General features: G+C 70.8%; 14 protein-coding genes. 8 read left to right on the top strand and 6 right to left on the bottom strand.

Annotation, left to right across the window (positions count from 1 at the left end; translation table 11 throughout):
* On the top strand, positions 1–555 hold a 555-nt coding region (locus VG296_RS09475; protein ID WP_325565224.1), incomplete at its 5' end, for a YbhN family protein.
* Between the two features lie 68 nt (positions 556–623).
* On the opposite strand, the gene moeZ is transcribed toward VG296_RS09475, so the two are convergent.
* Positions 624–1802, bottom strand: coding sequence for an adenylyltransferase/sulfurtransferase MoeZ (moeZ, locus tag VG296_RS09470; RefSeq protein ID WP_349259505.1), 1179 nt, complete (start codon positions 1800–1802; stop codon positions 624–626).
* 288 nt (positions 1803–2090) lie between these two features.
* Here moeZ and VG296_RS09465 point away from each other — a divergent pair, with 288 nt between their 5' ends.
* From VG296_RS09465 to VG296_RS09455, 3 genes are all read left to right on the top strand, one after another.
* Positions 2091–2705 (top strand): TetR/AcrR family transcriptional regulator, encoded by a 615-nt coding sequence (locus tag VG296_RS09465; RefSeq protein WP_349259504.1) that lies wholly within the window; start codon positions 2091–2093, stop codon positions 2703–2705.
* A gap of 199 nt (positions 2706–2904) precedes the next feature.
* Entirely contained in the window at positions 2905–3132 is a 228-nt protein-coding gene (locus tag VG296_RS09460; RefSeq protein ID WP_325565218.1) for a DUF3107 domain-containing protein, read from the top strand.
* 45 nt (positions 3133–3177) lie between these two features.
* Positions 3178–3444: a hypothetical protein gene (locus VG296_RS09455; protein WP_325565216.1), complete on the top strand. Its 267-nt coding sequence runs from the start codon at positions 3178–3180 to the stop codon at positions 3442–3444.
* A 147-nt stretch (positions 3445–3591) separates the two neighbouring features.
* Here the strand turns inward: VG296_RS09455 and VG296_RS09450 are convergent, their stop codons facing one another.
* Positions 3592–4047 carry a hypothetical protein gene (locus VG296_RS09450; RefSeq protein WP_325565214.1) on the bottom strand — a complete coding sequence of 152 codons (456 nt, stop codon included), beginning with the start codon at positions 4045–4047 and terminating at the stop codon, positions 3592–3594.
* A gap of 316 nt (positions 4048–4363) precedes the next feature.
* On the opposite strand from VG296_RS09450, the gene VG296_RS09445 reads away from it, so the two are divergent.
* Positions 4364–6850, top strand: a complete 2487-nt coding sequence (locus VG296_RS09445; protein ID WP_325565212.1) for a DEAD/DEAH box helicase — start codon at positions 4364–4366, stop codon at positions 6848–6850.
* Positions 6851–6894: 44 nt separating this feature from the next.
* Positions 6895–7782 carry an alpha/beta hydrolase gene (locus tag VG296_RS09440; protein ID WP_325565210.1) on the top strand — a complete coding sequence of 296 codons (888 nt, stop codon included), beginning with the start codon at positions 6895–6897 and terminating at the stop codon, positions 7780–7782.
* Positions 7783–7860: 78 nt separating this feature from the next.
* Here the strand turns inward: VG296_RS09440 and VG296_RS09435 are convergent, their stop codons facing one another.
* From VG296_RS09435 to VG296_RS09425, 3 genes are all read right to left on the bottom strand, one after another.
* Positions 7861–8349, bottom strand: coding sequence for an ATP-binding protein (locus VG296_RS09435; RefSeq protein ID WP_325565208.1), 489 nt, complete (start codon positions 8347–8349; stop codon positions 7861–7863).
* A 283-nt stretch (positions 8350–8632) separates the two neighbouring features.
* The gene (glnII, locus tag VG296_RS09430; protein WP_325565206.1) at positions 8633–9655 is read right to left on the bottom strand and encodes a glutamine synthetase; all 1023 of its coding nucleotides are present in this window, start codon (positions 9653–9655) and stop codon (positions 8633–8635) included.
* 94 nt (positions 9656–9749) lie between these two features.
* The gene (locus tag VG296_RS09425) at positions 9750–10355 is read right to left on the bottom strand and encodes a DUF6343 family protein (protein ID WP_325565204.1); all 606 of its coding nucleotides are present in this window, start codon (positions 10353–10355) and stop codon (positions 9750–9752) included.
* Positions 10356–10617: 262 nt separating this feature from the next.
* On the opposite strand from VG296_RS09425, the gene VG296_RS09420 reads away from it, so the two are divergent.
* Positions 10618–11226 (top strand): TetR/AcrR family transcriptional regulator, encoded by a 609-nt coding sequence (locus tag VG296_RS09420; protein ID WP_325565202.1) that lies wholly within the window; start codon positions 10618–10620, stop codon positions 11224–11226.
* Between the two features lie 166 nt (positions 11227–11392).
* Positions 11393–12895, top strand: coding sequence for an MFS transporter (locus VG296_RS09415; protein WP_325565200.1), 1503 nt, complete (start codon positions 11393–11395; stop codon positions 12893–12895).
* A gap of 139 nt (positions 12896–13034) precedes the next feature.
* On the opposite strand, the gene VG296_RS09410 is transcribed toward VG296_RS09415, so the two are convergent.
* Positions 13035–13847, bottom strand: coding sequence for an SGNH/GDSL hydrolase family protein (locus VG296_RS09410; protein WP_325565198.1), 813 nt, complete (start codon positions 13845–13847; stop codon positions 13035–13037).
* Positions 13848–13872: the final 25 nt, after the last annotated feature.

The raw sequence follows: 13872 nt of genomic DNA, 5'->3' as shown, positions 1-13872 counted from the left end.
CTGATCGCGATCTTCAGCTTCATCGACGGCCAGATCGGACCCAAGCCCGACTCCTCGACGCTGGTGATCGCGATCCTGCTGGCCATCGCGATCCTGGTGATGGTCACGATGGCGGTCCCGACACTGCGTCACTTCGCCAAGCGCCGCCTCGGCCCCTTCTTCGAAGGCTCACTCCCGCGACTGCTCGACGTGGCGCAGAGCCCGCGCAAGCTGGCCGAGGCGGTCGGCGGCACCGTCACCCTCTCGCTGTTCAACTCGCTGTGCCTGTGGGCCTCGGTGCACGCGATGACGCCGCGCGGCAGCGGCCACGCGACCATCAGCTACGCCACCGCGACGGTCGTCTATCTCACCGCGCAGACGGCCGGCTCCTTCATCCCCGTGCCGGCCGGCGTCGGCACCGTCGAACTCGCCATCACCGGCGTCCTCACGGCGATCAACGTGCCCAGAGAGACCGCCGTCACCGCGGTCCTGGTCTTCCGCCTGCTCCGCGCCTACCTCCCCGCCCTCCCCGGCTACATCACCTTCACCTACCTCCAGCGCAAGAGCCTGCTCTGACCGTAGGAGGAGACGACGAACGGCGCGACGAACAGACCGTCGCGCCGTTTTCGGATCAGCCCCGAGCCCTAGTAGATGGGCTTCTGCGGCTCGATCTGGTTGACCCAGGAGACGATGCCGCCGCCGAGATGCACGGCGTCGGTGAAGCCGGCGGCCTTGACCAGGGCGAGGACCTCGGCCGAGCGCACTCCCGACTTGCAGTGCAGGACGATCTTCTTGTCCTGCGGCAGCTTCGTGAGGGCGTCGCCCATCAGGAACTCGTTCTTCGGCACCAGCTTCGCGCCGTCGATGCTGACGATCTCCCACTCGGCGGGCTCGCGGACGTCGATGATCTCGAGGCTCTGACCCTCGTCGATCCACGACTTGAGCGTCTTCGGGGTGATCGTGGAGTCCTTGACCGCCTCCTGCGCCTCCTCGGAGACCGCGCCGCAGAACGCCTCGTAGTCGATCAGCTCGGTGACCGTCGGGTTCTTGCCGCACACCGCGCACTCCGGGTCCTTGCGGACCTTGACCGTGCGGTACGTCATCTCCAGGGCGTCGTAGATCATCAGCCGGCCGACCAGCGGCTCGCCGATGCCCGTCAGCACCTTGATGCCCTCGGTCACCTGGATCGAGCCGATCGAGGCGCACAGCACGCCGAGCACGCCGCCCTCCGCGCAGGACGGGACCATGCCGGGGGGCGGGGGCTCCGGGTAGAGGCAGCGGTAGCAGGGCCCGTACTCGGCCCAGAACACCGAGGCCTGGCCGTCGAAGCGGTAGATCGAGCCCCACACGTACGGCTTGTTCAGCAGCACGCAGGCGTCGTTGACCAGGTACCTGGTGGCGAAGTTGTCGGTGCCGTCGATGATCAGGTCGTACTGCGCGAACAGCTCCATCACGTTCGACGAGTCGAGGCGCTCCTCGTGCAGCTGCACGTTCACCAGCGGGTTGATCTCGCGCACCGAGTCGCGCGCGGACTCCGCCTTCGACCGGCCGACGTCCGACTGGCCGTGGATGATCTGGCGCTGCAGATTCGACTCGTCCACGGTGTCGAACTCGACGATGCCCAGGGTGCCGACCCCGGCCGCGGCCAGGTACATCAGCGCGGGCGAGCCGAGGCCGCCGGCGCCCACGCACAGCACCTTGGCGTTCTTGAGCCGCTTCTGGCCGTCCATCGCGACGTCCGGAATGATCAGATGCCGCGAGTAGCGGCGCACCTCGTCCACGGACAGTTGCGCGGCCGGCTCGACCAGCGGCGGTAGCTTCACAGGCGGTGCGGACACGGCCGGAGGTCTCCTCACTGGGGTGACATCCCGCTGGGGGATATCTCGGAAAAGCTCTGTTCTCTCCGCAACGATCCCATGCCAGGGAGCATTCCCGCGAGGCGGTCCAGGTGGTGGAAAGCCACAAGCGGCTACCCATGCCAGGTTACCGAGCCGTAGGATGGCAGTGAATCGGGGCTTGCCGGGAAGCCGCGCAGGCCTTCAGAACTAGCGAGGAGCGCCGTGACCAGCAGCGCCGAAGCCGTGCCGACCGTCGAGAGGCGCGCGCGTTCCATGCGCCTGCCCCGGGTGGCCCGGCGCAACCAGCTGCTCGGCGCGGCCCGCGAGGTCTTCGTCGCCCAGGGCTACCACGCGGCCGCGATGGACGACATCGCCGAGCGCGCCGGAGTCTCGAAGCCGGTGCTCTACCAGCACTTCCCCGGCAAGCTCGAGCTCTACCTCGCGCTGCTCGACCAGCAGTGCGAGATCATGGTCGGCAAGATCCGCTCCGCGCTGGACTCCACGCACGACAACAAGCTGCGCGTGGCCGCGACCATGGACGCCTACTTCGACTTCGTCGAGCACGAGACCGGCGCGTTCCGGCTGGTGTTCGAGTCCGACCTGAACAACGAGCCGGCGGTGCGCGAGCGGGTGGCCGACGCGCAGCTCGAGTGCGCGCGGCTGATCAGCGAGGTCATCGCGGAGGACACCGGCCTGTCGCACCAGGAGGCCATGCTGCTCGCCGTGGGCCTGACCGGCATCTCGCAGGTCACGGCGCGATATTGGCTGGCCAGCGACTCCCCGGTGTCCAGGGAGCAGGCCTCGGCGCTGATCTCGCAGCTCGCCTGGCGGGGCATCGCGAAGTTCCCGCTCGGCTCCGGCGGCCAGGGCACGGGCTCGGGCAAGTAGCCGGGGGCGCCGCGCGACGGCAGCGGCGAACCGGACGCCGCGGGACGCGGCGCCGCGACGCCGCGAAATAATCGCGCCAGGTCGCCGCGTTCGCTCGGGAGCCGAGGCCGCTCGGTTACGCTGGCGGTGGCCCGGACGGGTTTGCAGGGAAGTCACGAACGGCGCGCGGACAGTACCCGGCGCCATGGAGGGATGAGGCGTGGAGATCAAGATCGGCGTCCAGCACGCGACCCGTGAGCTGACCGTGGAGTCCGCGCTCACTCCGGCCGAGGTGGAGAGCGCGGTCTCGGCGGCGCTGTCCGGCAAGTCGGGGCTGCTGGTGCTCGAGGACGAGAAGGGCAGGAAGGTCATCGTGCCCGCGGACCGGCTCGCATACGTGGAGATCGGCGAGCAGACGGTGCGTCGCGTCGGCTTCGGCGCGCTCTAGGACAAATGCCGCCGGATCGGACGGAGCGTCAGTATTCTGGCGCACGTGCTCTGGCAACTGCTGTGGCCGGCGCTCGGCGGGCTGTTGATCGGCTCGCTCGGGCGCCTCGCCGTTCCCGGACCCGTCTCCATGCCATGGCCGCGCACGCTGGCGGCCGGGCTGCTCGGCGGCGTCGGCGGGGGCCTGCTGGCCTCCGTCGTGATCGGCCGGGAACACCGGGTGATCTGCTTCGTCATCGCGGCACTGTTCGCCGCGCTGCTGGTGTACGGCTACTCGATCGTTCGGCGTTCGCGCGCGCTGGCGCGCAGCTGAGCGAGCGCGGTCGCGATCGACTGCGGCGGCGGTGGCGGTGGCCGACGGCGATCAGGCGTGCCGGCTGCGGCCGACGGCGATCAGCTGTGCGGGCCGCGGCAGCTTGCGGTCGGCCGCGGCCACCTGCGGCCGGACGATTGGCGAGGTTCAGCGCGTGCCGAGCGCGTGCCTGAGCACCAGCGCCTCGCCGGCCAGTCGCCGTCGCACCAGCTCAAGGCGGTCGGCCAGCACCGGGTCGGCGGCCGCCTCGGCGAGCCGGTCGGCCGCCCACTGCTGCGGCTCAGGATCCAGCTGCACCCCGTAGGCCAGTGCGGTCAGCAGCTGCCAGTGGTACGCCCTGGCCAGCGCCTCCCACCAGTCCTCCGGCCGCACCCGCGCCTCGGCCTCGTCCAGGCGTCCGTCCGGCCCCTGCGGACGGACGCCGGCAACCAGCCGCCCGTGCGCGGCGGCCGCCGAATCCGCCGCGGCGACCCGGTCGGCGAAGCGCGGTGCGCCGGCACCGAGGGACGCCCAGCGCTCGGCGTCGGCCAACGCCTGGTAGCCGGCCTCGCGGGCGGCGCGATCAGCGGGCTGACCGGACCGTTCCTCCTCAGACTTCTGCATGTCACGCAGCGTACCCATTCGGGGGGCGCCGGGCTGGTAACATGGTGACACTGGCGGTGTCCTCGGGCCCGCCACGGCGGACCTCGAGTCCGCCGGATGCCCGGTCGGCGCCCCGATCGGCTCCGACCGCGCGGCTGGTGAACGACGTCTTCGACGCCCGGCGGCCACGCGAACCCCCACCGCATGGGCACCGCGGCCCCTGCGCCCGGCACTCACCGCCCGGCCGCGCCCTGCCGCAGCCGCGAGAGCGAACGAAGAGGTAACGATCATCAGCACCCAGACACAGACCAGCGGCGAGAGCACCGAAGAGACCGCCGTGACCAGCGGCTTCGCCGCACTCGGCGTAGCCGGACACATCGTCGAGGCGCTCGACGGGCTCGGCATCAGCGTGCCGTTCCCGATCCAGGCGTCCACCATCCCGGTCGCGCTCGGCGGCGCGGACATCATCGGGCAGGCCAAGACCGGCACCGGCAAGACGCTGGCCTTCGGCGTCCCGGTGCTCCAGCGCCTCAAGGAGGCCGCGGAAGCGCCGCGGCCCGCCACCGCCGCCGCGACCTCACCGGCCGCGAAGGCCGCCGCGGCGGCCGGCGGTTCCGGCCGCCGCCGCGGGCGCTCGTCCGGCGGCAACGCGGGCGCGAAGCTGCCGCCGGCCGGCGGCACCCCGCAGGCGCTGATCGTGGTGCCGACCCGCGAGCTCGCCGTGCAGGTGTGCGCCGACCTGGCCGGCGCGGGCAGCACGAAGTCGGTGCGGGTGCAGGCGCTCTACGGCGGCCGCGCCTACGAGCCGCAGGTCAAGGCGCTGACCGAGGGCATCGACGTCGCCGTGGCCACGCCGGGCCGGCTGCTCGACCTGGTCAACCAGGGCCACCTGGTGCTCGGCCAGGTGCGCACGCTCGTGCTCGACGAGGCGGACGAGATGCTCGACCTCGGCTTCCTGCCGGACGTCGAGCGGATCATCCGGCTGCTGCCGGCCGACCGGCAGACCATGCTGTTCTCGGCGACCATGCCGGGTGCGGTCATCTCGCTGGCCCGGCAGTACATGAACCGGCCCACGCACATCCGCGCCGCCGACCCGCACGACGAGGGCATTTCGGTGGCGAACATCAAGCAGGTCGTCTACCGCGCGCACGACCTCGACAAGATCGAGATGCTCGCGCGCATCCTGCAGGCCCGCGACCGCGGTCTGACCATGGTCTTCGCCCGCACCAAGCGCGCGGTGGCGCGGATCACCGAGGAACTGCAGGACCGGCACTTCGCGGTCGGCGCGGTGCACGGCGACCTGGCCCAGGGCGCGCGCGAGCAGGCGCTGCGCGCGTTCCGCAACGGCAAGGTGGACGTGCTGGTGGCCACCGACGTGGCCGCGCGCGGCATCGACGTCGAGGGCGTGACCCACGTGGTCAACTACCAGTGCCCGGAGGACGAGAAGGTCTACACGCACCGGATCGGCCGCACCGGCCGGGCCGGGCGCACCGGCATCTCGGTCACGCTGGTGGACTGGGAGGACATGCCGCGCTGGGGCCTGATCAACAAGGCGCTGGGGCTGGATCTCGCCGAGCCGGTCGAGCTGTACTCCACCTCGCCGCAGCTGTACGCGGACCTGGACATTCCGCAGGGCGTCAAGGGCGCGCTGCCGAAGCAGGACCGGGTGCGCGCCGGGCTGGACGCCGAGGAGCTCGAGGACCTCGGCGAGACCGGTCGGCACGGCGGTGGCGGTGGTGGCGGCGGCGGTCGCGGCCGTGGGCGCGACGGCAGGCGCGGCGCTGAGGCGGCGGCGCCCGCCGAGCAGCCGGAGCCGCGTCGCGAGCGCACTCCGCGGCAGCGTCGGCGCACCCGTGGCGGACAGTCCGGGTCAACGGACGTCATCGCGGTGCACACCGAGCAGGCGGCCGCGCACGGCGCCGCCCCGGTCGTGCAGAGCCAGGCGGACCCGTTCCGCGCGCCGACGCTCGAGCGCGCCGCGGCGCAGGGCGCCGAGACGGCCGAGAAGCCGAAGCGGACGAGGACGAGGACGCGTGCCGCAGGCTTCGCGGAGCCCGTCGCCGAGCCCGTTGTCGAGACTGTCGTCGAGTCCGCTCCGGTGGTCGTCGAAGCCGCTCCCGAGGCTCAGGTCGAGGAGAAGCCCAAGCGCGCCCGGACCCGCAAGCGCACCGCGGCCGTCGCGGAGCCCGTTGCCGAGGCCATCGCCGAGACCAACGTCGAGGCCGCTCCCGTCGCCGAGGCTCCCGCCGAGGAGAGGCCCGCCGCGCGCAAGCGGACCCGTAAGCGGACGAACGTGGCCGAGGCTCCCATCGCGGAGCGCACCGAGATCGTCGCCGCGTCGGTCGCCGATGCCGTCGCTCCGGTCGAGGAGAAGCCGGTGCGCAAGCGCGCCCCGCGGAAGACGACCGCGAAGAGGACCGCCGCGGCGGTCGACGGCGCGGAGACCGCGGCAGCGCCCGCTGCCGCTGCCGCGGAGAAGCCCGCGCGCAAGCGCACCGCCCCGGCCGCCAACCCGCGCGGCGGCAGCATCCGGCTCGCCCCGGGCTCGCTGGCCGACCCGAGCCTGCCGCAGCCCGAGCCGGTGCGTCCCGCGGCGGTGAACGAGCCGGTCGAGCTGGCCGAGCCGGTCTTCACCCAGGAGCCGATCCTGCCGGCCGCGCAGCGCGCCGAGCGTCCGCCGCGCAAGCGGTCCGCGAAGAAGTCGGTGGCCGCGCAGGCCGCGCCGGGCCCCCAGGTCACCTCCACCCTGCCGGGCGAGGAGCACACCGAGGATGCCGTGCTGAACCTCGGCCCGGTCGCGAATCGGCGGCGCACTCAGGTCTGACCACGCTGACCGCCAAGCGGTAACGGACTAGGAGGGGAGCCGCGTTGTCCACGCCGCCGTACCTGGGGCTGCCTCCGGGCGCCCGCCGCGTCGCGCTGTCCGTGGCCGCGGGTCCGCTGTCCGCGCTGGAGGCCGATCCGCCCGAGGACGTCGCGCTGCGCGGCGAGGTCATCTGCGTGCCCGGATTCACCGGGTCCAAGGAGGACTTCCTGCCGCTGCTCGGACCGCTAAGCCGCGCCGGCGTGCGCGTGCTGTCGATCGACCAGCGCGGGCAGTGCGACTCCCCCGCGCTGCCGTTGGACACGCCGTACACGCTGCGCGGTTACGGCGAGGAACTCAGGGAGCTGATCGAGCAGCGGGCCGAGGCGGGCGTGCCGGTGCACCTGCTCGGGCACTCCTTCGGCGGCTACGTGGCGCGGAAGGCCCTGCTGATGGGCCCCGCGCTGCCGCTCGCCTCGGTGACGCTGCTGGGCACCGGTCCCGGCGCCGTCCCGCGGCCCGCGGCCGACCGGGTGCGCTTCTTCCTGGCCGTCTCCCGGGTGCTGAACCCGGTGGTCGGCAACCGGGCGCTGTTGCTGGACCGTCATCCGGATCCGGCGGTCCAGGCCTTCATCCGACACCGCATCAGGGGCAACGACCGGCGCTCGCTGCGGGCGATCGCGCGCTGGCTGCTCACCGAGCCGGACCGGGTCGACGAGCTGGCCGCGACGCTGCGGCGCGACGGGCTGCCGTGCGCCGTGCTCTGCGGAGCGGACGAGACCACGTGGCCCGTCCCCGAGCAGCGTTCGATGGCCGAGCGGCTCGGCGCCCCCTTCTCCGCGATCCCGGGCGGCGGGCACTCGGTGAACGTGCAGCAGCCCGAGCTCTTGGTCGAGGCGCTGCTGGCCTTCTGGGCGAAGTACCCGGTGAGCGAGGACGAGCCGGCGGTCTGACCGCCTGTCAAACAGTCTCGGGTTTCAGCCCTCGTCCAGTTCCGCCAGGCACAGCGACGTGGTCTTCCCGTTCCCGCCTCAGCCCTCGTCCAGCTCCACCAGGAAGGACGTGGTCTTACCGCCGCCGGGCGCCGCGCGCACCCACCAGCTCGCGGTCAGCGCGTCCACCAGGCTCAGGCCTCGATGATGCTCGTCCTCGGGGCCCGCGTCGAGCATCAGCGGCAGGTCCACGCAGCGGTCGGTCACCTCGCACAGCAGCCGCCGCGGCTCGTTGCCCAGACCGTGCTGCAACTCGCGCGGACCGTAGACGAGGCGGGCGTGCACGGTGATCGGACCGGCGCCGTGCAGCACCGAGTTCGTCACCAGCTCGCTGAAGGCGACCAGCGCGCCGAAGGCCTGGTCCTCCTTGCCGGGGCACTGGGCGTCGAGCCAGCCCTCCAGCCAGATCCGGGCCAGCCTCGCGTGCACCGGCAGGGCGGGGAACGTCCACCAGACTCCGTCGGCCGGAGCGGGGGCCGTGTCAGCCTCCGTATCGACTGGTGGCGCTTCGTGCATCATGGTGCGCATCGCAGACCACAACCTCTCGGTCCCGCGGTCTGACGGTCCGCCTCGTTCGCGGCGCGTCATCCGTTGTCTGGTACTCAAGAGTAGGCCGTGCGGAGGCGATTGCGGATGCACTTTGCACCTGTGCAACTCTTTCGAGCTACGGAAAGTCCCCTTCGCGTCCGCTTTCCGTGATAAACGCAGGTCCCCTTGACTCCACGTTAAGAGTCAAGGGGACCTGAAGCGCCGTCAGACGCACCGCGCGCGCCCGGGAATCGAGCGCCCCCCGGCGTCTGCCGGGTCCGGCTCAGACCTGGTCGGCCTTCTCGAGCGCCGTGCAGCAGGTGTCGGTGATCACCCGGGTCACGCTGTAGGGGTCGCAGTTGGCGTTCGGGCGACGGTCCTCGATGTAGCCCTTCTGGTCCACCTCGACCTGCCACGGGATGCGCACCGAGGCGCCGCGGTTCGACACGCCGTAGCTGTACTCGCTCCACGGGGCGGTCTCGTGCAGGCCGGTGAGCCGGTCCTGGATCCCGTCGCCGTAGACGGCGACGTGCTCGAGCGGCTTGCCCTCGCCGCCGAGCGACTCGGCCGCGGTGATGATCGCCTCGTAGCCCTCGCGCATGGCCTTGGTGGAGAAGTTGGTGTGCGCGCCGGCGCCGTTCCAGTCACCCTTCACCGGCTTGGCGCCGAAGCTGACGGACACGCCGAAGTCCTCGGCCGCGCGGTGCAGCAGCCAGCGGGCGATCCACAGGTGGTCGGCCGCCTCGACGGTGCCGGCCGGGCCGATCTGGAACTCCCACTGGCCGGGCATGACCTCGGCGTTGATGCCGGAGATCTTCAGGCCGGCATCGAGGCAGTAGTCCAGGTGCTTCTCGACGATCTCGCGGCCGACGATGTTCGACGCGCCGACGCCGCAGTAGTACGGGCCCTGCGGGCCGGGGAAGCCGCCGCCCTCGGGGAAGCCGAGCGGACGCTCGCCGTCGAACAGGGTGTACTCCTGCTCGATGCCGAACCACGGCTCCTGGGCGGCGAAGCGGTCGGCCACCTCGACGGTCGCGGCCCGGGTGTTCGACTCGTGCGGGGTGAAGTCGATGTTCTGCACCTCGCACAGCACCAGCACGTTCTCCCCGCCGCGCACCGGGTCCGGCACGGTGAGCACCGGCTGCAGGACGCGGTCCGAGGCGTGCCCCTCGGCCTGGTTGGTGCTGGACCCGTCGAAGCCCCAGATCGGCGGTTCGGCGCCGTCTGTCAGGATCTTCGTCTTCGACCGCAGTTGCGCGGTGGGGCGGGTGCCGTCGATCCAGATGTACTCGGCCTTGTAACTCACGGGCAGTCCTCAACAGGCAGGAAAAGGGGTCACTGGCGTCCCCCAGGCTCACAGCACCTCGTTTCCGCCTTGTTAACCGGTCGTGAACTCGGCATCAATCACGTGACGAGTCGGCGTCCGGCGGGTTCTCGTCCGGGTGGTCGAACCATTCCGGCGGCGGACCGTCGCCGAACCACTCGTCCGGGGGACCCGAGTCGTCCTCGCGGAGGATCGGGCTGTCCCCGTTGGTGATCACCGCCGCGAGCGGCGAGAGCAGCGCGGCGACCACGCTCATCACGCCCGCCGCGAACACGGAGTAGTAGCGCACCCAGGTCCAGGCCAGCACGATCAGCAGCAGGCAGCTGCCCATGATCAGCAGGTAGCGCAGGTGCCTGCGGTGCTCCGTGATCGGCTTGGGCGGCTTCGGCCGGTACGGCTCGGGGTCGACGGGCCGGTACGGCGGCACGTCGGGCCCCGGCTGGTAGTGCGCGCCCTGCCGGATCCGCACGGACACGACCACGATGTTGCCGAGCGAGAACACGGCGACCAGGGCGAAGAACACCAGGAAGGGCAGCGTACGGAGCCAGAACCCGAAGATGCCGACGCCGAGCAGTCCGTTGACCAGGCCGAGACAGGCCAGCACGAGGCGCATCCGCAGCGGGCTTCGGGCATGCGTGGGCTCATCCCCCGTGCGGACCCGGTGCTGATGCTGCCATTCCATGCGCGCCATCCTAGGCAGCCGCGAGTACCCGCCCTGTCACGGGCCAATCAGCACCCGAAGCGGCGCGGTCAGAGCCCTCAACAGGCGGGATACCCCTTGTGACCCAGATCACACCTGGCAGGTGAACGAAACGGTTTCGTACATCGACGGGGCGAGGTAGAGTCGTTTCTGTACGAAACGGTTTCGTTTCGCTGACCCGGGCGGTATCATCCCGGCCAGTGAACGCGGCCGTCTCCGGAATCGGCCGCGAAAGGAGTCGGACATGGTCGACAGCGACGTCGCCGAGAAGGACCTGCCCGCCTCCCGGCGCGGCGCGGGCCGCCGTACGGCGATCTGCCAGGCGACGTGCGAACTGCTGGCCAAGGTGGGGTACGACCGGATGACGATGGACGCCATCGCCAACCAGGCCAAGGCGAGCAAGGCGACCATCTACCGACTGTGGGCGGACAAGCCGCAGCTGGTGGCCGAGGCGGTCAAGTGCCAGTTCGGCGACACGACCGACGTGCCGAACACCGGCTCGCTGCGCGGGGACCTGATGGCCCTGATGTCGGCCGCCTGCGAGGCGGCGACCAGCGAGGTCGGTGAGATCATCGTGGGCCTGATGACCGCGGCGAAGCACGACCAACGGCTGGCCGCGATGCTCAGCCAGACCATGTTCGCGGACAAGGCCAGGCTGCACACCGAGCTGGTCAGGCGCGCGGCGGAACGGGGTGAGCTCCATCCCGACACCGATCCGGCGCTGGTTCACGAGGTCATGCACTCGCTGATCTCCGGACGCATGACGTGGAACCTCGGGCCGCTCGACGAGGAGTACGCCCGGCACGCGGTGGACGACATCCTGATTCCGGTCATGATGTACCGGAAACCCTGACGGACCAGGGGTTTTCCGGCCGCTGATCCACTCGCGAAGACCGTAGAGACCGAATGATCATCCGATCTTGTCGGTGCCGACCCGTAGCGTGGGTTGCCGGCCGGGGGACCGACCGTCCCCTCGATCGAACATTTGTTCACCGAACGATCCCTGGAGGGGACCGAACATGTCAGACCTCCTCGCGGCGGCGGCCCCGCCGAAGGATTCACGGCGCTGGCTGGCCCTCGTGGTCATGCTCTTCGCCCAGCTCATGGTCGTGCTCGACAGCACGGTCGTGAATATCGCGATGCCGCAGGCCCAGGCGGCCCTGCACATCACCGACGCCAACCGGCAGTGGATGCTCACGGCGTACACACTGACCTTCGGCGGTCTGCTGCTGCTCGGCGGCCGGATCGCCGACTACGTGGGCCGCAAGCGGATCTTCCTGATCGGCCTGGTCGGCTTCGCCCTGGCCTCCGCGCTCGGCGGCCTGGCGCAGAACGAGGGGATGCTCTTCGGCGCCCGCGCGCTGCAGGGAGCGTTCGGCGCGATCCTCGCCCCGGCCTCGCTCTCGCTGATCACGGTGACCTTCACCGACGTCAAGGAGCGCGCCCAGGCGTTCGGCATGCTCGGCGCGATCAGCGGCGTGGGCGCGGCGATCGGCCTGGTCATGGGCGGCTGGCTGACCCAGGACTTCAGCTGGCGCTGGTGCCTGTTCGTCAACATCATCATGGCCGTGGTGGCGTTCTTCGCCGCGATCCCGCTGCTGCACGAGTCGAAGGCGCACGGCAATACCAAGTACGACATCCCAGGCGCGATCCTGGCGACCGCGGGTCTGACGAGCGTGGTGTACGGCTTCACCAACGCGGCCAAGCCCGGTCAGGGCTGGGCGGCGAGCGAGACCCTGCTGTTCCTGATCGGCGGCGGCCTGCTGCTGGTGGCCTTCGTGTTCGTCGAGGCGCGGGTCTCCAACCCGCTGCTGCCGCTGCGGGTGATCTGGCACGGCAACCGGGGCGGCTCGTACGCGGCGTCGGTCCTCATGGGCGCGGGCATGTTCGGCATGTTCCTGTTCTTCACGTACTACTTCCAGCAGTCGCTGGGGTACTCGCCGCTGAAGACCGGCGTGCTCTACCTGCCCTTCACCGGGGCGCTGATCGTCACGGCGGGAGCGGTCAGCCCGCTGCTGCCGAAGATCGGCCCGCGGATCCTGATGACGTACGGCTCGCTGGTCGCGGCGGGCGGCCTGTTCTGGCTGACCCAGCTGAAGCTGGACTCGTCCTACGCGACGATGATCATGCCGGCGATGATCCTCATGGCGCACGGCATGGGTTGCGTGTTCGTGCCGCTGGCCAACACCGCGCTGACCGGCGTGGCCGATCACGACGCGGGCGTGGCGAGCGCGATGGTCAACGCCACCCAGCAGATCGGCGGCTCGCTCGGCGTGGCGCTGCTCAACACCTTCTTCACCACGGCCACCACGACCTACGTGGCCGCGCACATCGGTTCGCTCGGCGCGGCGAAGGCGGCGGCGCTCGGCGCGATCCACGGCTACAACGTCGCGTTCACGGTCAGCGCGTTCCTGCTGGTCGGCGCAGCGGTTGTCATCTTCGCGCTGATCCGCAAGGACCCGGAGCACGAGGGCGCGGTGACCGGCGAACCGTCGGACCGTCCGCTGGTGCACGTGGGCTGAGCCGCGGTTCGCACGACGATTCGCACACGGATACGAAGAAGGGCCCTCGCGCCGACTCCCTTGTCGGCCCGAGGGCCCTTCGCCTTCCGTGCCGGCTCAGCGTTTTGTCACAGTGTTACGGCGTTCTCACGGGGGTGGCTCAGACACCCGCCTCGAAGGCCGGGAAGAAGGCGCCCGACTGGCCGGCCGCGGTCGGGTGGTAGGACTCGGAGATGTCCAGCCAGTTGAGCGAGTGCAGCCAGGAGTTGCTGTCGCAGATCTCGTGGCCGGAGAAGCGGGAGCGGACGTCCTCGTAGGTGAAGTCGCCGTACTTCGCGACCTGCGCCGCGATGACGCTGTCGATCACGTCCGCGCCGCCGTCGATGTAGGTGCGCTTGTTGGTGCTCAGCCCGATGCAGCCGCCGGACTGGGTCAGATCGTAGAACTCGGGGTAGCCGATGATGACGACGTGGGCGTTCGGCGCGTCGGCCCGGATGTCGGAGTACACCGTGTCGAGCAGGCCGGGCAGCGTGTTCTTGGCGTAGCTCTCGGCGCTGTTCACCGCCGACTGGCAACCGCTGTCGGAGTCGAGGACGCAGTCCTCCATGACCGTGCTGAAGCCGGCGTCGTTGCCGCCGATGGTCATCGAGACCAGGGTCGTGGACGAGCTCAGCGCGCTCAGCTGGCTGCTGATCACGTCCGTGGTCTTCGCCCCGGAGCAGGACACGTCGGTGAACGACGAGACGTTGCCGGTGTTGTCGTACAGGTAGGGGTAGGCGGCGGTGCTGATGTCACAGCTACCGCTGGCGCTGGTGTAGCTGCCGGCGCCGACGCCGGACGAGTACGAGTCGCCGAGGGCGACGTAGTTGGAGCCCGCGGCCTGGGCGGCGCCGGAGCCGAACAGCGCGAGTGCGGTCGCGATGCCCGCGGTCGCGACGACGGACACACATCGACGGGTGTTGACGGTCCTCATGGGTGTAGATCCTCCCTGGTGGCAG

This window comes from Actinospica sp. (genome assembly GCF_035552695.1).
Lineage (GTDB): Bacteria > Actinomycetota > Actinomycetes > Streptomycetales > Catenulisporaceae > Actinospica.
The sequence above is the reverse complement of the archived record's forward strand: the minus strand, read 5'-3'. Positions and strand labels throughout refer to the sequence as shown.

Bases quoted from the DNA above. Each gene is read 5' to 3' on its own strand.
- VG296_RS09465 (WP_349259504.1), top strand. From the start codon at position 2,091: ATGCGCCTGCCCCGGGTGGCCCGGCGCAACCAGCTGCTCGGCGCGGCC.
- VG296_RS09450 (WP_325565214.1), bottom strand. From the start codon at position 4,047: ATGCAGAAGTCTGAGGAGGAACGGTCCGGTCAGCCCGCTGATCGCGCC.
- VG296_RS09435 (WP_325565208.1), bottom strand. From the start codon at position 8,349: ATGCGCACCATGATGCACGAAGCGCCACCAGTCGATACGGAGGCTGAC.
- VG296_RS09425 (WP_325565204.1), bottom strand. From the start codon at position 10,355: ATGGAATGGCAGCATCAGCACCGGGTCCGCACGGGGGATGAGCCCACG.
- VG296_RS09420 (WP_325565202.1), top strand. From the start codon at position 10,618: ATGGTCGACAGCGACGTCGCCGAGAAGGACCTGCCCGCCTCCCGGCGC.
- VG296_RS09415 (WP_325565200.1), top strand. From the start codon at position 11,393: ATGTCAGACCTCCTCGCGGCGGCGGCCCCGCCGAAGGATTCACGGCGC.
- VG296_RS09410 (WP_325565198.1), bottom strand. From the start codon at position 13,847: ATGAGGACCGTCAACACCCGTCGATGTGTGTCCGTCGTCGCGACCGCG.